Source organism: Burkholderia sp. MSMB0856 (assembly GCF_001524645.2).
Taxonomy (GTDB): domain Bacteria; phylum Pseudomonadota; class Gammaproteobacteria; order Burkholderiales; family Burkholderiaceae; genus Burkholderia; species Burkholderia diffusa.
Window position 1 is genome coordinate 1,634,841 of record NZ_CP013428.1, and the last position, 17,304, is coordinate 1,652,144.

Below are 17,304 nucleotides of genomic sequence, written 5' to 3' on the forward strand. Positions count from 1 at the left end.
CGACCATCAAGCGTCCGAAAACGACCATGCCGCCGGCGGCTTTCCCGCGCGGCGGCATGATGGTTTCCGAAACGAAGCAGCCAACGATGCGGCGCTCAATACCCCTTCGGCTGGATCGCCGGCGCGCCGACAGCACGCGCCGCCTGCCCTCGGCCGCGCACCAGGAAGCGTCCGTTTGGGCCGTACACGCCGTCCGCTTCCGGATGCACCGTCAGCAGCACGAAATACAGCAATCCGCCGACCAGCAACGACACCGGCACGCTGAGATCGAGCCCGCCCGCCAGGGCGCCGAGCGGCCCGACGAACTGGCCCGGCAGATTCACGAACGACAGCCCGATGAACGCCGCCGGCAGCCACGCGCCCATCGCGCGCAGGTTCCAGCCGCGCGTGAACCAGTAGTGGCCGCCGCGCAGCCCGCGATTGAATACCTGCAGGTCGTCGGCGAGATAGAAGCCGCGACGCGTCACGTAGCCGATCACCATGATCGCCATCCACGGGCAGCTGAACGTGTCGATCAGCGTCGAGAACGTCGCGACGCTTTCGACGAGGTTGAACCAGAAACGCCCGACGAAGATGAACGCGATCGCGATCGTGCCGATCAGCAGCGTCGCGCGCACACGGTTCAGGACGCGCGGAAACATGCTCGACACGTCGAGGCCCGTGCCGTACAGCGCGGTCGTGCCGGTCGACATCCCGCCGATGATCGCGATCAGGCACATCGGCAGCAGAAACCAGCGCGGCGATACGGCGAGCAGCCCGCCGACATAGTCGTTCGATGCGATGAACGCGGGCGCCTTCGACGCGATGATCGTCGCGGTCGCGAGGCCGAAGAAGAACGGCACGAAGGTCGCGATCTGCGCGGCAAAAACTGCGCCCATCACGTGCCGCTTCGGCGTCTGTTGCGGGATGTAGCGCGCCCAGTCGCCGAGCGTCGACGCGAACGACACCGGGTTGCTCAACGCGACCAGCACCGCGCCGACGAACGCGGCCCAGAAACCCGCACTGCCCTGGCTCAGCGTGCCCGCGTAGTTCATGTCGAACATCCCCGCGAACGCGAACAGGCCGGCGACGAACAACAGGCTCGCCGCCCACACGGCGATCTTGTTGACCCACAGCATGAAGCGAAAGCCGTAGACGCAGACGATCAGCACGAGCACCGCGAACACCATGTACGCGGCGCCGAGCGTGAAACCGTTGACCGGCGCGCCGACCATGTTGTGCGCGCCGCCGACGAGCGCGTCGCCGGAACTCCACACCGCGAGCGAGAAGAACGCGATCGACGTGAGCAGCGCGAGAAACGAACCGACGATCCGGCCGTGGATGCCGAAATGCGCGCCGGACGACACGGGGTCGCTCGTACCGTTGCGCGGACCGAACAGGCTCATCGGCGCGAGGATGCAGGTGCCGGCGAGCACGCCGAGCACGATCGCGCATACGCCCGCCTTGAACGACAGCCCGACCAGCACGGGGAAGCTGCCGAGCACCGACGTGGAAAACGTATTGCAGCCGCCGAACAGCAACCGGAACAGATCGATCGGACGTGCATAGCGCGATGCGTCGGGAATCCGCTCGAAACCGAACGATTCAACTTGCGTAATCCTGCCTTCAGCCATTTGTCTCCAACTCCTCTGGTGCATCGGTACGGCCTGCGACTTCGGCCATACGACACATCGTCATCAATTTGCGGCCACTCTAAACCGGATCGGGCGGCGCAAATATCACGCATTCGAGACGTTTACGACGAAGGAGAACAATGTTTCTCGGCCGGAAATCGGCCGCGTGCCGCGCCGCGCATGCGGTGCGGGCGATGCAAGGCAGGTACGACGGCGAAGCGCGGGGCCGCCGCCAGCGGACAGCGGAACCGCAGCCCGGCGCTCACTCCTGCTGAACGGCGGGCAGACGCACCGCGCCCGCCCGCCGCGCGGCCCGGCGTGCTACTGCACCGATCGCGCGAGCGGCCCCGGTGCGGCCTGCGCCGTTCCCGCCGGCCAGCCGCCCGCGAGCGCCTTGTACAGCGCGACCGTCGACGCCGCGCTGCGCATCCGCCCGTCGGCCGCCGCGTCCTGCGCCTGCAGCAGCGTCCGCTGTGCGTCGAGCACTTCGTAATAGTCGATCGCGCCCGCCGAGAAGCGCGTCTGCGCGAGCTGCGCCGCGCGTGCGCTGTCGTCCGCCGCCCGCACGAGGTGGGCGGTCTCGTCCCGCGTGCGGGCGACACGCAGCAGCGCGTTCTCGGTTTCCTCCAGTGCGCCGAGCACGGTCTGACGGTATTGCGCGAGCTGGCCGGCTGCCTCCGCGTCGCTCGCCGCGATCCGCGCGCGCACGCGGCCGACGTCGAGGAACGACCAGTCGACGCCGAGCGCGATCAGGTTCGTGTCACTGCCCGCACGGAAGAACCCATAGCTGCTCGTCGCGCTGCCGAGCAGCCCCGACAGCGTGAAGCGCGGAAACAAGTCGGCCGTCGCGACGCCGACCCGCGCGGTGGCCGCATGCAGCCGCGCCTCGGCAGCCGCGACGTCGGGGCGCCTGCGCAGCAGGTCGCCCGGCGTGCCGGGATCGACGTCGACGGCAAGCGCCGGCAGCGGCACTGGCGTGCCTTTCGATGCGTCGGCGTTCGGCACGTCGAACCGGCCGATCAGCGCATCCGGCGTCTGTCCGGTCAACACCGCGAGCCGGTGCTCGTCGACGCCGATCGCCGCTTCGTACACCGCGATCCGCGACGTCGTCGATTCGAACTGCGCGCGCGCCCGCGCCGCATCGAGTTCGGAACCGCGCCCCGCGCCGACGCGCGCATTGATCAGCGCGAGCGTCTGCTTCTGGTTGTCGGCGTTCTCGCGTGCGATCCGAAGCCGCTCCTGCGAGCCGCGCAGATCCACGTACGTGCTCGCGACCTCGCCCGCGATCGCGACACGCACCGCGCGCACGTCGGCCGCGCTCGCGGCCGTTTCCGCGCGCTGCGACTCGATCGACCGGCGCACGCGGCCGAACAGGTCCAGTTCCCACGCCGCGTTGATCCCGAGATTGGAGATCGGCGTATCGCGCTGGCTGCGCGGCGCGCCGAACGCCTGGTCCTTGCTCGTCAGCTGGTGGCCGATCCGGCCGCTCGCGGTAATCGTCGGATAGCGGTCGAACGTGGCCTGCGACAACAGCGCGTTCGATGCGTCGTAGCGCGAACCAGGACCTGCAGGTCCTGGTTCGCCGCGAGCGCCGCGTCGATCAACTGCGTGAGCGCCGGGTCGCCGAAGCCGCGCCAGAATGTGGCATCGGCAGCCGCCGACGCATCCGGCGACGACGCATCCTGCGTGGCCGGATGCGCGTCGCGTGCGAAGCGCGCGGCAGCCGCGGTGTCGGGCCGTTTGAAGTCGGGGCCGACCGCGCACGCGGCGAGCGTCACCGACATCGCGAGCGCGGAAAGACGGAAAGCGGCGCTCATCGGTTTTCTCCTTCGAGGGTGCCATGCTGTTCGCTCCACACGGCCGGCGTGCCGCCCGCGAGCTTGCGGATCGCCACATAGAACACCGGCGTGAGGAACAGCCCGAACAACGTGACGCCAAGCATCCCCGCGAACACGGTGACGCCGGTGGCCGCGCGCACCTCGCTGCCCGCGCCGCTGCCGACCAGCAGCGGCACCGAGCCCGCGATGAACGCGACCGACGTCATCACGATCGGCCGCAACCGCAGCCTGCACGCCTCCAACGCCGCGTCGATCACGACCTTGCCCTGGATTTCGAGCTCGCGCGCAAACTCGACGATCAGGATCGCGTTCTTGCACGCGAGACCCATCAGCACGACGAGACCGACCTGCACGAACACGTTGTTGTCGCCGCCGGACAGCCATACGCCGAACAGCGCCGCGCACATGCACACCGGCACGATCAGGATCACCGCGAGCGGCAGCGTCCAGCTCTCGTACAGCGACGCAAGCACGAGGAACACGAGCATCACCGCCAGCGGGAACACGACGATCGCCGCGTTGCTCTGCGTGACCTGCTGGTAGCTGAGGTCGGTCCATTCGAGCGTGATGCCCGGCGGCAGCACGTCTTTCGCGATCTGCTGCAGCTTCGCGATCGCCTGCGACGACGACATCGCCTTCGGGTCCGCGTCGCCGATCAGGTCCGCGGCCGGATAGCCGTTGTAGCGGACGACCGGATCCGGGCCGTACGCGGGCGCGACCGTCACCATCGAGCCGATCGGCACCATCTCGCCTTTCGCGTTGCGCGTGCGCAGGTTCGCGATGTCGGCGGCCGTCTGCCGGTGACCGGCATCGGCCTGCGCCATCACGCGGTACACGCGGCCGAATGCATTGAAGTCGTTCACGTACATCGAGCCCAGATAGACCTGCAGCGTGTTGAACAGATCGGTCAGCGCGACGCCCTGCGCCTTCGCCTTCAGCCGGTCGACCTTCACCTCGAGCTGCGGGATGTTCGCCTGGTACGCGCTCACGGGGTAGCTCATCCCCGGCGTCTTCGCGACCGCGGCCTGGAATGCCGTCAACGCCTTCTGCAATTCGCCGTAGCCGAGCCCGCCGCGATCCTCGAGATACAGCGAGTAGCCCGAACCGTTTCCGAGGCCCTGGATCGGCGGCGGCATCAGCGCATAGGTGATGCCGCCGCCGATCGCCGCGAAGCGCGCGTTCAGGTCCGCGTTGATCTGCGCGGCGCTGCGGTGACGCTGGTCGAACGGCTTCAGGATTACGTACGAGTTCGTGATGTTCGGTGTATTCACGCCCTGCAGCGCGTTCAATCCGGCGAACGCCGGCACCATCTCGACGCCGTCGGTGCCGAGCGCGATCTTCGTCATCTGCTCGGTCACCGCGCTGGTGCGTGCGAGCGACGCGCCTTCCGGCAACTTCGCGCCGGCGAACAGATACAACTTGTCCTGCACGGGAATGAAGCCGCCCGGCACTGCGTTGAACAGCAGCGCGGTCGCCGCGAGCAGGGCCGCATAGACCGCGAACACCGCGCCGCGCCGCTTCAGCGTGCGCGCGACGACGCCGTGATAGCGACCGGAACTGCGCTCGAAGAAGCGGTTGAACGGATGAAACAGCCAGCCGAATGCGCGGTCGAGCGCACGCGTGAGCGCATCCTTCGGCGCGCCGTGCGGGCGCAGCAGCTTCGCGGCGAGCGCGGGTGACAGCGTGAGCGAATTGACGGCGGAAATCACCGTCGAGATCGCGATCGTCACCGCGAACTGCTTGTAGAACTGGCCGGTCACGCCCGACATGAACGCCATCGGCACGAACACCGCGCACAGCACGAGCGCGATCGCGACGATCGGCCCCGACACCTCGCGCATCGCCTGATGTGCAGCGTCGCGCGGGCTCAGCCCCTGTGCGATGTTGCGCTCGACGTTCTCGACCACCACGATCGCATCGTCGACGACGATCCCGATCGCGAGCACGAGCCCGAACAGCGTCAGCGTATTGATCGAATAGCCGAGCAGGTAGAGCCATGCGAACGTGCCGACCACCGACACCGGCACCGCGACGAGCGGAATGATCGACGCGCGCCAGGTCTGCAGGAACAGGATCACGACGAGCACGACCAGCACGACGGCCTCGATCAGCGTGTGCTGCACCGCGCGGATCGATTCGCGCACGAACACGGTCGGGTCCCACACCGGGCGATACGCGATACCCGGCGGGAAGCGCTTCGACAGCTCGTCGAGCTTTGCATACACGGACTTCGCGACGTCGAGCGCGTTCGCGCCCGGTGACAGGAAGATGCCGACCACGGCCGAATGCCGGTCGTTGAAATACGAGCGCAGCGTGTAGTCGCCCGCACCGAGCTCGATGCGCGCGACGTCGGACAGCTTCACGACCTGGCCGTCGTCGCCATTGCGCAGCACGATGTCGCCGAATTCCTGCACCGTGCGCAGCCGGCCGCGCACGTTGATCGACACGAGGAAATCGTTCTTCTTCGGCGTCGGCTCCGCACCCAGCTGGCCGGCCGATACCTGCACGTTCTGCTCGCGCACCGCGGCGATCACGTCGCTCGCGGTCAGCCCGCGCGATGCGAGCCGGTTCGGGTCGAGCCAGAGCCGCATCGCGTAATCGCCGGAGCCGTACACGCCGACGTCGCCGATGCCGGTCAGGCGCGACAGCTCGTCCTTCACGTTCAGCGTCAGGTAGTTGCGCAGATACAGCGAATCGCGGCTGTTGTCCGGCGAATAAAGGCTCACGTACATCAGCGGCGTCGGCGACTGCTTCTGCGTGGTCACGCCGTACTGGCGCACCTCGTCGGGCAGACGCGACAGCGCCTGGCTCACGCGGTTCTGCACGCGCACGGCGGCCGTGTCGGGATCGACGCCCTGCAGGAACGTGACGACGACCTGCAGGCTGCCGTCCGAGCCCGCGACCGACTTCATGTACATGATCCCTTCGACGCCGTTGATCGCTTCTTCCAGCGGCTCCGCGACCGATTCGGCGATTTCCTTCGGGTTCGCGCCAGGGTACGTCGCACGCACCACGACGCTCGGCGGCACGACTTCCGGATACTCGCCGGCCGGCAGCATCGGGATCGAGATCAGGCCGATCGCGAAGATGACGATCGACAGCACGACCGCGAAGATCGGCCGGTCGATGAAGAATCGGGAGAAATCCATCGCAGGTCTCCCGTTATTGCGCGGCCGGCGCGCCGGCGTCGGCCACGGCCTGCGTGCCGCTGCCCGGCCCGGCGCCGCTGCCCGCATCCGCGCGTGCGGGCAGCGCCTTCGGCTTCACCTGCGCACCCGGATAGTAGATCCGCTGCACGCCGTCGACGACCACGCGATCGCCCGACTGCAGCCCCTTTTCGACGATCCGCTCGCCGTCCAGCACACGGTCGATCGTCACGTCGCGACGCATCGCCTTGTCGCCGGCATCGATCACGTAGACATACTTACGATCCTGGTCGGTGAGCACTGCCTTGTCGTCGACGAGCAGCGCATCCTGGTCGCGGCCGCTGACGAGCTGCACGCGCGCATAGAGGCCCGGCGTGAACGTGTGATCCGCGTTCGTCAGCCGCACGCGCGCGCGGATCGTGCCGGTTTGCGGATCGAGCCGGTTGTCGAGGAAATCGACGGTTCCCGCATGCGGGAAGCCCGTCTCGTTGGCGAGGCCCACGCGCACCGGATCCGCGCCGATCGCCCGATGCCTCGGGTCGGCGCGCCGCGTGTTGTAGCGCAGGTAGCTCTGCTCGTCGCAATCGAAATACACGTAGACGGGGTCCTGCGACACGACCGTCGTCAGCAGCGTGTCGTCCGCGCGCGCGAGGTTGCCGGCGGTCGCGATCGCACGGCCGACGCGCCCCGCGATCGGCGCACGCACTTCGGTGAAGCCGAGATTGAGCTTCGCGTCGGCGACGGCCGCGTCGGCCGCCTGCAGGTCGGCGCGCGCCTGCTCCGCGGTCGCGCGCGCGTTGTCGAGTTCCTCCTGGGAGGTTGCATGCGCATCGATCAGCGTCCGCACGCGCTTGAGCTGTACATCCGCGAGGCTCGCGGCCGCGCGCGCCCGCTGCTGCTGCGCGTTCGCGCGGTCGAGCGCGATCCGGTACGGGCGTGGATCGATCTCGAACAGCACCGCGCCCTGCGCGACGAGGTCGCCCTCCTTGTACGCGATGCGCTGCAGATAGCCGCTCACGCGTGGCCGCAGCTCGACCGCGTCGACCGCTTCGACGCGTCCGTTGAATTCGTCCGCGAGGCGGATCGTGCGCGGCGCGACGGTCGTCACGCCGACTTCGGGCAGCGGATGGGCCGACGATTCGCCTTTGCCGTCGTGACAGCCCGACAACGCCAGCAGCAATGCGCAGGCCGCGCCCAAAGGCGACGTCCTGCGTAGGGATAAGAAGAGCATGATGCCTCGCGACGGGTTAAACTGCCGCGTAGCATAAAAGTTGAAGTTAACTTCAAGTCAAGCTTTCCCGGAGGGCGTCATGGGTATCGACGAAACCCCGCAATGGCCGCTGATGTCGATCCGCGAAGTGGCCGCACGCAGCGGCGTGCCGGCATCGACGTTGCGCTTCTACGAGAAGCGCGGGCTTATCAAGTCGCACCGCAACGGCTCGAGCCATCGTCACTATTCGCGTGCGGTGCTGCGGCTGATCGCGTTCATCGTGTTCGCGCAGAAGATCGGCTATTCGCTCGACGAGATCGGCGAACAGCTCGTGAGCCTGCCGGAAGACACCGCGCCGACCAACAAGGACTGGCAGCGGCTGTCGCGCGGCTGGAAGCAGCGCGTCGCGAACCGGATCGAGGAACTGCAGCGGCTCTACATCAACCTCGACGAATGCATCGGATGCGGCTGCCTGTCGCTGAAGCGCTGCAAGCTGACCAACCCCGAAGACCGCGCGGGCCGCAACGGGCCCGGCGCGCGGCGCTGGCTCGGCGACGCGCCGCCCGATCTCGACTGACGCGGGCGGCCGACGCGATGCCCGTCGCCGCGTCGGCTCCACGCATCATCCGACCCGCCAGCCGCCGTTCACCGCGATCGTCGCGCCCGTGACGAACGACGCGCGCGGGCCGGCGAGCCACGCGACCGCGTCCGCAACGTCGTCCGGCTGGCCGGCGCGGCCGACCGGCGTCTGTTCGCGAATCGTCGCCGCGATGGCCGGCGCGACGCCTGCATCGCCGAAGAACCGCGTATCGGCGACATAGCCGGGCGCGACCGTATTGACCGTGACGCCGCGCGCCCCGAGTTCGCGCGCAAGCGCGACGGTGAACCCTTCGACACCGGCCTTCGCCGCCGCATAGGCGAGGCCGCCCGGCAGCAGGCTGCCCGCGCGCGCCGCGATCGACCCGATGTTCACGATCCGCGCGGCGCGCTCGGCCAGATGCGGCAGCACGGTCAGCGTCGTGATGAACGCGCTTTTCAGGTTCGCCTCGAGCACGGCGTCCCACACGGCCTCGGCATCGCCCGCGTCCGTGTCCGCGCCGACCCGCCCCGTCAGCCCCGCGTTGTTGACCAGCACGTCGATGCGCGGCCAGCGCGCGACGATCGCGGCGACCGCCGCCGCCGCGTCGCGACGCACGCTCAGGTCGGCCGCGTGCCCGATCGCCGCATTGCCGAGGCGCGCGACGGCCGCCTCCAGGCGCCGCGCGTCGCGTCCGACGATCGCGACGCGATACCCTTCCTCCACCAGCCGGTTCGCGATCGCGAAGCCGATCCCGCTCGCCCCGCCCGTGACGATCGCCGTGCGTTGCATTTCGCCGTCTGTCATGGCCTACCCTCCTTTCCTCGGTGTTGACGGTTGATAACACTGGCAGTCTGGGCAACGCACGACGATAGGTAAAATACGAATTCGATGACCGTCTGATACGTAAAAGGTATCGCTATGATCGATCTGCGCCAGTTCCGGCAATTCATTGCCGTCGCCGAAACGCTGAGCTTCCGGCGCGCCGCCGAGCGCCTGCACATGGCGCAGCCGCCGCTCAGCGCGGCCATCCGCAAGCTCGAGGAAGAGCTGGGCGTCGCGCTGTTCGAGCGCGACAACCGCGGCTCGACGCTCACGCCGGCCGGCGATGCGTTCCTGCTCGAAGCGCGCCGCGCGATCGAGCAGGCCGAGCGTGCGGTGGCAGTGGCGCGCCGCGCCGGTGCCGGGCTGGGCGGCACGCTGCGGTTGCGGTTCGTCGACAGCACGGTCAATAGGCTGCTGCCGCTGATCCTCCGCGCGTTCCAGCAACGGCATCCGGATGTCGATTTCCAGCTGGAAGAAGGCACGACCGCCGAGCAGGTGCTCGCGCTGCGGCAGGATCGCACGGACGTCGGTCTCGTCGTGCTGCCGGTAGCCGATGCGGGCGAGCTGCACGTCGAGCCGCTGCTGCGCGACAGGATGGTCGCCGCGCTACCCGACGGTCACCGGCTCGCGCGCCGCCGCCGCATCGCGCTGGCCGAGCTGGCGGACGAACCGTGGGTGTTGTTTGCCGCGCATCACGGGCCCGGCATGTACGCGCGAATCGTGACGGCATGCGCGCAGGCCGGCTTCGCGCCGCGCGTGATCCAGCAGCCGCGCCAGATGCAGACGACGGCCGGACTCGTCGCGGGCGGCATCGGCGTCGCGCTGATGCCGCGGCTGTTCGTGCCGATGCAGCCGCAAGGCATTACGTTTTGCGAACTGACGGGCGCGGGCAGCCCGCTCGCATACGAACTGGCGATCGCCTACCGGACGCCGTCGCCGCTCGTCGACGCGCTGCGCGAGAGCGCGCGGCACGCGGTCGACGCACTGGGGCTGGTGGCGGCAACGTGACCGCGCGTCGTGCGCGCGGCGCTCAGACGCGCAGAATGCTGAGCGCGACGTCGAGCACGGCCTGCCGGAACGCATCCTGCCGCGTGGGCAGCGACGTGAACTCCAACATCATGTGGCTGTACGACACCGTCGTGCCGACCGCGCTCGCGATCATGAAGAACAGCACGTTCGGATCGACCGGACGGATTTCGCCGGCCTCGACCGCGTCGGCCAGCAGCGGAAACATCGCGTCGTGATACGGGCGCACGATCCGCTGCTGCAGGCAGTCGAGCCGCCCGCCCTCTTCGGTCGCCGCCGTCGAGAAGAACATGCCGATGTCCGGCTCCTCGAATTCGTGGTCGACGCACAGCTCGATCGCGCGCCGCACGCGCTCGCGATGCGGCAATGACGACGTGCGCAGCGCGCGCAACGCTTTAAACAGCGGCTCGGCGAGATCGACGATCTGCTCGACGACGGCCAGCCACAACGTTTCCTTCGCGCCGAAATGGTGGGCGATCAGCGCGGCGTCGATGCCCAGCTCGCGCGCGACCTCGCGCACGCTCGTCGCATCGTAGCCGCGCTTCGCGAACGTGCGACGCGCGGCCCGCAATATCACGTCCGGACCGACGGACGCCTCCGCCAGCGGCCGCCCCCGCGTACGCCGCTTCGACGGCGCGCGCTCAGTGACTTCAGCCACGTTTTCCTGCTCCCGTTGAATGAATCGAATGCCCGCGTTCGGACCCCGGTTCCACATCGCCAGAACCGGGTCGCCTGCCCCGCTCCGTTGACACGCGAAGCCGGGAAGCGCTAGGATCATACATTATTCATCACGTGATGATTTATCCATGACAACCCCTACTCGCATCGTGATCGTCGGCGGCGGCATCGCCGGATTGCAGCTCGCGACCCGCCTCGGCGAACGTCTCGGCCGCACCGGGCGCGCCCAGGTCACCGTCGTCGACCGCAGCCCGACCCATATCTGGAAGCCGATGCTGCACACGATCGCGGCCGGCACGCGCGACGTGCAGCAACAGCAGGTGATCTTCCTCGCCCATGCGCGCGATCACGGCTACACGTACCAGCCCGGCGAACTGACGGGGCTCGATCGTGCGCGTCGCCGCGTGCAGCTCGCCGAGATCCGCTCGCAGGACGGCGAACGAATGATCGACGCGCGCGAGCTCGAATACGACGTGCTGATCCTCGCGCTCGGCAGCCAGGCCAACGAATTCGGCGTGCCGGGCGTGCGCGAGCACTGCTACTTCATCGACAGCCAGCAGCAAGCCGAAACCTTCAACGAAGCGTTGCGGATGCGCGTGTTTCGCAGCATCGCGCGCGACGAGCCGTTTCGCGTCGCGATCGTCGGTGCGGGCGCGACGGGCGTGGAGCTGGCGGCGGAACTGAGCCGGCTGCTGGAAGTGGCGCAGGCATATGGCGACGAGACGGTGCGCGAACGGCTGCGGCTGACGCTGCTCGAAAGCGGCCCGCGCATCCTCGCCGCGTTTCCGCCGAGGATTTCCGCGTCGGCGCAACGGCGGCTCGAGCAGATCGGCTTTCACGTGCTGACGTCGACGCGCGTGACGGCGGCCGATGCGAACGGCTTCCACCATGGCGACGGTTCGTTTGCCGAAGCAGATCTGATGGTGTGGGCGGCCGGCGTGAAGGCGCCCGATTTCATGCAGGCGCTGGGCGGGCTCGACACGAACCGCGCGAACCAGATCCTGGTCGGGCCCACGTTGCAGGCCACGGTCGACGAGCACGTGTTCGCGATCGGTGATTGCGCGAGCCTGCAGCTCGACGGCCACGAGCGGCCGCTGCCGCCCACCGCGCAGGTCGCGGCCCAGCAGGCGGAGCATCTCGCGAAGCACTTGCCGGCATGGCTCGACGGCAAACCGCTGCCGCCGTTCGCGTTCCACGACTTCGGCGCGCTCGTGTCGATCAGCGACTACGACGCGTTCGGCACACTCGGGCAATTCGGGTTCTTTCGCGGCGGCTTCATCCAGGGGCGTTTCGCGCAATTCAGCCATCTGATGCTGTATCGGCGCCACCAGCAGGCGCTGCACGGATTTTCCAAGGCGACGCTGCTGTGGATCGCCGAACGGATCAACGGCTGCGTGCAGCCGCGCATCCGCCTGTCGTGATGCCGCACGTCGCGGCATCGCGTAACGTTTCGAGGGAAACAAACAAAGATGAGCAACAGTGCAGTAGCCTGGCTCAAGACGGTCGCCGCGATCGGCTGCTTCGACATGCCGTCCGTCTCATGGGCCGCACCGCGACGGCGCAGCATCACGCGCGATCGCCTGCCGTCGTGGGACGCGACGAGCCAACCGACGATCAGCGTGCTCGAACGTCCCACGACCGACACCGTGATGATTTCGTGGCGCGACGCGTGCACCGGCCACTACGGTTATCAGAAGTGGCGGCTGTTCACGACGCGCAAGCGCGGCGTCTGTGCGCTGTCGGGGCAGCCGATCGCGCCCGGCGACAGCGTGTATGCGCCGCAACTGCTCGGCTCGGCGCCGGGCAACGCCGCCGCGATGGTGCTGGCGGCGTCCATCGACGAGGCGTGCGCCGCTTAAACGGACGTCGCCTGACCGGCACCATAGGCCGGTTCGCTGTTCTGCCGTTCCAGTTCCGCATCGAGATGCGCGGCATGCGCCAGCGCTTCGGACTCCGACATCAGCTCGCCTTCCCACTTCGCGACCACCGCGCTGGCGATCGAATTGCCGACCGCATTGGTGGCCGAGCGGCCCATGTCGAGGAACGTGTCGACACCGAGGATCAGCAGCAGCCCCGCTTCCGGGATATCGAACTGATGCAGCGTCGCCGCGATCACGACGAGCGATGCGCGCGGCACGCCGGCCATCCCCTTCGACGTCAGCATCAGGACCAGCAGCATCGTGATCTGCGTGCCGAGCGACAGATGAATGTTGTACGCCTGTGCGATGAACAGCGACGCGAACGTGCAGTACATCATCGAGCCGTCGAGGTTGAACGAATAGCCCATCGGCATCACGAAGCTCGAGATCTTGCGTCGCACGCCGAACCGGTCGAGCGCGTCGAGGATCTTCGGATACGCGGCCTCGGAGCTCGCGGTCGCGAACGACAGCATGAACGCTTCCTTGATCAGCACGAGCAGCTTGAATACGCGGCGGCCGAGGAACAGCAGGCCGGCGATCACGAGCGTGCTCCACAGCAGGAACAGGCTGACGTAGAAGTCGCCCATGAACACCGCGAACTTCAGCAGCACCGACAGCCCGTTGACCGCGACGGTCGCGGCCATCGCCGCCAGCACCGCGAGCGGCGCGAGCTTCATCACGTAGCCGGTGATCTTCAGCATCACGTGCGCCAGCTGGTCGATCGCGGCCACGAGGATCTTGCCGCGCTCGCCAAGCGCCGAGAGCGCGACGCCGAAGAACATCGAGAACACGACGATCTGCAGGATCTCGTTGTTCGCCATCGCCTCGGCGATCGACTTCGGCACCATGTGGCTGACGAAATCCTTCAGCGTGAACTTGGACGTCGCGAGATGCGCGGATGCGCCGATGTCCGGGAGCGGCAGGCCGAGGTTCTCACCGGGGCGCAGCAGGTTCGCCATCAACAGCCCGAGCAGCAGCGAGATCAGCGACGCGGTGACGAACCAGCCGAACGCCTTCACGAACACGCGCCCCACCGACGATGCGTCGCCCATGTGCGCGATGCCGACGACGAGCGTGGAGAACACCAGCGGCCCGATCACCATCTTGATCAGGCGCAGGAACACGTCGGACACGAGGGAGATGTAGCCGGCGATTTCAGTCGCCGCCTGCTTGTCGGGAAACTGCGTGTAGATCATGTAGCCGATGAAGATGCCGGCCGCCATCGCGAGCAGGATCCAGACTGCCGCAGACATTCGTTTGTTCATAACGGAACTCGACGCACGGTGCAGGAGTGAAAGAAAAAATACGCGCACCGATGCCGTGCCACGGCGCACGTTGCGAGCAAGGCGGGCCCGGGACTCCGGGCACCCGCCACGCTCGATACTGCGAACGTCCGAGAACGGACGCGCTGTCGCTGCCGCGGCGCTCGCGTGATGGCGAACGCCGGGGCAACCGTTCAGCCTGATGCAATCAAATCGAATCTCATCCGCTCAGGTCAGTAGCCGATCGCCGAACCGGCCGGCCGGCGCGGATCGTTGACGCCGTAGATGTAGCCGACGCGCACGTTGCCGGACACCGACGAGTCGTTGCCGGAACTCTGACGGCTCGCCGCCTCGGTGCCGGGCAGGCCGACCAAGATCAGCTCCGCTGCGCCCCACGGCGTCTGCTCGACCATCTTGTAGCCCATGTTGCGCAGGATCGCGAGCGTGTCGGGCGACAGGCCGCGGGTTTCGTAATAGACCTGATCCGGCAGCCATTGATGATGGATGCGCGGCGCCCCGACCGCATCCTGCGGCGTCATTCCGTAGTCGATCACGTTCAGCACGGTCTGCAGCGTGATCGTGATAATGCGCGAGCCGCCCGGCGAGCCGACCACCATGAACACCTTGCCGTCCTTCTTCACGATCGTCGGCGCCATCGACGACAGCGGACGCTTGCCCGGTGCGATCGAGTTGCGCGTGCCCTGCACGAGGCCGAACAGGTTTTGCGCACCGACCTTGACCGTGAAGTCGTCCATCTCGTCGTTCAGGAAGAAGCCCGTGCCCGGCGCGATCACCACGGCGCCGAAGCGGCCGTTGACCGTGTACGTGGTCGACACCGCGTTACCGTCGCGGTCGATGATCGAATAGTGAGTCGTCTCCGGCTTTTCGTGCACGCCGACACCCGGCTGCACATCGACCGACGCCGTCGCCGTATCGCCGCTGATCTGCTTGCGGATCTCGGCCGCATAGGTCTTGCTCGTCAGCTTCGCGACCGGATTGTCGATGAAGTTCGGGTCGCCCAGCAGCGTGTTGCGATCCTCGTACGCGTGGCGCATCGCTTCGGTCATGTAGTGGACCACCGAAGCCGACTGGTAGCCGAACTTGCGCAGGTCATACCCTTCGAGGACGTTCAGCGTCTCGCACATCGTCACGCCGCCCGAGCTCGGCGGCGGCGCCGACACGAACTCGTAGCCGCGATACGTGCAGGTCAGCGGCGCCATGTCCTGCGCACGATACGACGCAAAGTCGGCCGCCGTGATCAGCCCGCCGCCGCGCTTCGCGGCCGCTTCGACGATCTTCGGAATCTCGCCGTGATAGAACGCGTCGGGGCCCTGCTCCGCGATGCGCTCGAGCGTGCGCGCCAGGTCCTTCTGCACCAGGCGGTCGCCCGGCTGCAGCGGCGTACCGTCCGGGCGCAGGAAGATGCGCGCGGCTTCCGGGTCCTTCTTGAAACGGTCGATCGTCGTGTCGAGGATGTCCGTATCGCCGCGCGTCAGCACGAAGCCGTCGCGCGCGAGCCGGATCGCCGGCGCCATCACCTGCCGACGCGTCAGCTTGCCGTACTTGCGCTGCGCGAGGTCGAGACCCGCGACCGTGCCCGGCACACCGACCGCGCGATAACCGTACAGGCTGTCGTCCGGAATGACGTTGCCGTTCGCATCGAGATACATGTTCGCGGACGCCGCGGCCGGCGCGGTCTCGCGGAAGTTGATGAAGCGGTCGCGGCCGTCCGCCAGGTGCAGGGTCATGAACCCGCCGCCGCCGATGTTGCCGCAGCACGGGTTGGTCACCGCTTGCGCGTAGCCGACCGCCACGGCGGCGTCGACCGCGTTGCCGCCTTCCTTCAGGATGTCGACGCCGATCTGCGACGCGAAGTGCTGCGACGACACGACCATGCCGTTCTTCGCTTCCACCGCGGGTTCCGAAGCGGCGAGCGCGCCTGCGCTCAGGGCCGACAACAGGGTGAGTACGACGAGCCGCCTCATGACGGAATCCTCCAGACGAATGACCGGGCCTTGCCGGTCGACGTTGCTGATCCGGCATGTAATGAACGATACATTCCGGCGAGGCCGCGATCATACATCGGCATTTTGATCTCAAAACCTAGGGTTATCACTCAGCTTATGCGCGAGATCACGCGCTGATCGACTGCGTGGGATGTTCGTTTTATTACACATATGAATGTTTGATGCCCGGGGTGATGCGTCCCTCTAATCTGCTACCTCACGCGATTGGCGGCCTGTCGATGGGCTAACATGCATGGAGTCGCCGGCAGACGCATGTCTGCCGTTTGTCGTTCATTCAGATAAGAGCAAGCCGGAGTGCCCGATGGGGACAAGCATCAGGGCGTTGCTGCTATCCCAGATGGATAGCTTCACGCCGTCGGAACAGAAGGTCGCGCACGCGCTGCTGGATCGCTATCCGAGCCTCGGGCTCGGGCCGATCGCGAGCTTCGCGAAGCAAGCCGAAGTCAGCGACCCGACCGTGTTTCGCTTCGTCGTGCGGATCGGCTTTCCGAACTACCCGTCGTTTCAGCAAGCGCTGCACGACGAGATCGACACCGCGATGAATTCGCCGCTCGCGCGGATGGACGCCTTCCACTCGGAATCGGGGATGCGCGACAGCCATGCGGCGATCTTCCAGCGGCTTTCGCAATCGCTCGCCACCACGATCGAAGGACTCGATGCGGCGGCGTTCGACGAAGCGGTGACGCTGCTGGCCGATCCGGATATCCGCGTGTTCTGCGGCGGCGGACGTTATACCGCCCCGCTCGCGTCGCTGTTTTCCTTCACGCTCGCGTATGCGCGCCCGCATGTGCAGTACGTCGAGCCGAACGTGAATCTCGCGTCGGTCTCGCTGACGGACATGGGGCCCGGCGACGTGCTCGTCATTTTCGATTTTCGCCGCTATCAGAAGGACAGCATCCGGTTCGCGCAGGCCGCGCACCGGCTCGGCGCGCGGGTGCTGCTGATCACCGACGAATGGCGCTCGCCGATCAGCGCGTTCGCCGAGATCGTGCTGCGGATCCAGGGGCGCCCGTTCGCGATGCTGCAGACCAATGTGCCGGCGCTCGCACTCGCCGAAGCGCTGGTGATCGGCGTGACGAACCGGCTTCCCGAACTGGCGCGGCAGCGGATGGAAAAGATCGAGCGGCTTAGCACGGGCGGGATCGAGCAGGATGCGAATCAGTGGGATTTGCCCGAATGACGG

Annotated in this window: 12 protein-coding genes and 1 pseudogene; 5 read left to right on the forward strand and 8 right to left on the reverse strand. The window is 67.4% G+C overall.

The genetic code is table 11. The annotated features are described in order from the left end of the window. Nucleotides 1-95: 95 nt before the first annotated feature. The 4 genes and pseudogenes from WS87_RS24915 to WS87_RS24930 all read right to left on the reverse strand — a co-directional run bounded on the left by WS87_RS24915 (nt 96) and on the right by WS87_RS24930 (nt 7,828). Nucleotides 96-1,613: a purine-cytosine permease family protein gene (locus WS87_RS24915; RefSeq protein ID WP_236873241.1), complete on the reverse strand. Its 1,518-nt coding sequence runs from the start codon at nt 1,611-1,613 to the stop codon at nt 96-98. Nucleotides 1,614-1,934: 321 nt separating this feature from the next. Continuing rightward, nucleotides 1,935-3,430 (reverse strand): annotated as a pseudogene (locus WS87_RS24920) (efflux transporter outer membrane subunit). Next, nucleotides 3,427-6,600, reverse strand: coding sequence for an efflux RND transporter permease subunit (locus WS87_RS24925; RefSeq protein ID WP_059819357.1), 3,174 nt, complete (start codon nt 6,598-6,600; stop codon nt 3,427-3,429). The pseudogene WS87_RS24920 and the gene WS87_RS24925 overlap by 4 nt, the downstream one beginning before the upstream one ends. A 13-nt stretch (nt 6,601-6,613) precedes the next feature. After that, nucleotides 6,614-7,828: an efflux RND transporter periplasmic adaptor subunit gene (locus tag WS87_RS24930; protein WP_059819358.1), complete on the reverse strand. Its 1,215-nt coding sequence runs from the start codon at nt 7,826-7,828 to the stop codon at nt 6,614-6,616. 79 nt (nt 7,829-7,907) lie between these two features. Here WS87_RS24930 and soxR point away from each other — a divergent pair, with 79 nt between their 5' ends. Beyond that, the gene (gene soxR, locus WS87_RS24935; RefSeq protein ID WP_059819359.1) at nt 7,908-8,384 is read left to right on the forward strand and encodes a redox-sensitive transcriptional activator SoxR; all 477 of its coding nucleotides are present in this window, start codon (nt 7,908-7,910) and stop codon (nt 8,382-8,384) included. A 45-nt stretch (nt 8,385-8,429) separates the two neighbouring features. Here soxR and WS87_RS24940 read toward each other — a convergent pair whose 3' ends face one another. Continuing rightward, complete coding sequence (locus WS87_RS24940) at nt 8,430-9,191, reverse strand: SDR family NAD(P)-dependent oxidoreductase (RefSeq protein ID WP_059819360.1); 762 nt, start codon at nt 9,189-9,191, stop codon at nt 8,430-8,432. A gap of 114 nt (nt 9,192-9,305) precedes the next feature. On the opposite strand from WS87_RS24940, the gene WS87_RS24945 reads away from it, so the two are divergent. Next, on the forward strand, nt 9,306-10,217 hold the full coding sequence (locus WS87_RS24945) for a LysR family transcriptional regulator (protein WP_059819361.1): 912 nt from the start codon (nt 9,306-9,308) through the stop codon (nt 10,215-10,217). Between the two features lie 22 nt (nt 10,218-10,239). Here WS87_RS24945 and WS87_RS24950 read toward each other — a convergent pair whose 3' ends face one another. Continuing rightward, nucleotides 10,240-10,893: a TetR/AcrR family transcriptional regulator gene (locus WS87_RS24950; RefSeq protein WP_059819362.1), complete on the reverse strand. Its 654-nt coding sequence runs from the start codon at nt 10,891-10,893 to the stop codon at nt 10,240-10,242. Between the two features lie 148 nt (nt 10,894-11,041). On the opposite strand from WS87_RS24950, the gene WS87_RS24955 reads away from it, so the two are divergent. After that, on the forward strand, nt 11,042-12,334 hold the full coding sequence (locus WS87_RS24955) for an NAD(P)/FAD-dependent oxidoreductase (RefSeq protein WP_059819363.1): 1,293 nt from the start codon (nt 11,042-11,044) through the stop codon (nt 12,332-12,334). A 48-nt stretch (nt 12,335-12,382) separates the two neighbouring features. Then, nucleotides 12,383-12,772 carry a DUF3331 domain-containing protein gene (locus WS87_RS24960; RefSeq protein WP_059819364.1) on the forward strand — a complete coding sequence of 130 codons (390 nt, stop codon included), beginning with the start codon at nt 12,383-12,385 and terminating at the stop codon, nt 12,770-12,772. Here WS87_RS24960 and WS87_RS24965 read toward each other — a convergent pair. Then, entirely contained in the window at nt 12,769-14,097 is a 1,329-nt protein-coding gene (locus WS87_RS24965) for a dicarboxylate/amino acid:cation symporter (RefSeq protein WP_059526554.1), read from the reverse strand. The genes WS87_RS24960 and WS87_RS24965 overlap by 4 nt on opposite strands. 230 nt (nt 14,098-14,327) lie before the next feature. Further along, the gene (ggt, locus tag WS87_RS24970) at nt 14,328-16,079 is read right to left on the reverse strand and encodes a gamma-glutamyltransferase (RefSeq protein WP_059819365.1); all 1,752 of its coding nucleotides are present in this window, start codon (nt 16,077-16,079) and stop codon (nt 14,328-14,330) included. 343 nt (nt 16,080-16,422) lie between these two features. On the opposite strand from ggt, the gene WS87_RS24975 reads away from it, so the two are divergent. Beyond that, the gene (locus tag WS87_RS24975; protein ID WP_059691842.1) at nt 16,423-17,301 is read left to right on the forward strand and encodes a MurR/RpiR family transcriptional regulator; all 879 of its coding nucleotides are present in this window, start codon (nt 16,423-16,425) and stop codon (nt 17,299-17,301) included. Nucleotides 17,302-17,304 lie beyond the last annotated feature (3 nt).

Excerpts from the sequence above, each read along its gene's own strand:
- WS87_RS24915 (WP_236873241.1), bottom strand. The coding sequence starts at position 1,613 with ATGGCTGAAGGCAGGATTACGCAAGTTGAATCGTTCGGTTTCGAGCGG.
- WS87_RS24925 (WP_059819357.1), bottom strand. The coding sequence starts at position 6,600 with ATGGATTTCTCCCGATTCTTCATCGACCGGCCGATCTTCGCGGTCGTG.
- WS87_RS24930 (WP_059819358.1), bottom strand. The coding sequence starts at position 7,828 with ATGCTCTTCTTATCCCTACGCAGGACGTCGCCTTTGGGCGCGGCCTGC.
- soxR (WP_059819359.1), top strand. The coding sequence starts at position 7,908 with ATGGGTATCGACGAAACCCCGCAATGGCCGCTGATGTCGATCCGCGAA.
- WS87_RS24940 (WP_059819360.1), bottom strand. The coding sequence starts at position 9,191 with ATGACAGACGGCGAAATGCAACGCACGGCGATCGTCACGGGCGGGGCG.
- WS87_RS24945 (WP_059819361.1), top strand. The coding sequence starts at position 9,306 with ATGATCGATCTGCGCCAGTTCCGGCAATTCATTGCCGTCGCCGAAACG.
- WS87_RS24955 (WP_059819363.1), top strand. The coding sequence starts at position 11,042 with ATGACAACCCCTACTCGCATCGTGATCGTCGGCGGCGGCATCGCCGGA.
- WS87_RS24960 (WP_059819364.1), top strand. The coding sequence starts at position 12,383 with ATGAGCAACAGTGCAGTAGCCTGGCTCAAGACGGTCGCCGCGATCGGC.
- WS87_RS24965 (WP_059526554.1), bottom strand. The coding sequence starts at position 14,097 with ATGAACAAACGAATGTCTGCGGCAGTCTGGATCCTGCTCGCGATGGCG.
- ggt (WP_059819365.1), bottom strand. The coding sequence starts at position 16,079 with ATGAGGCGGCTCGTCGTACTCACCCTGTTGTCGGCCCTGAGCGCAGGC.
- WS87_RS24975 (WP_059691842.1), top strand. The coding sequence starts at position 16,423 with ATGGGGACAAGCATCAGGGCGTTGCTGCTATCCCAGATGGATAGCTTC.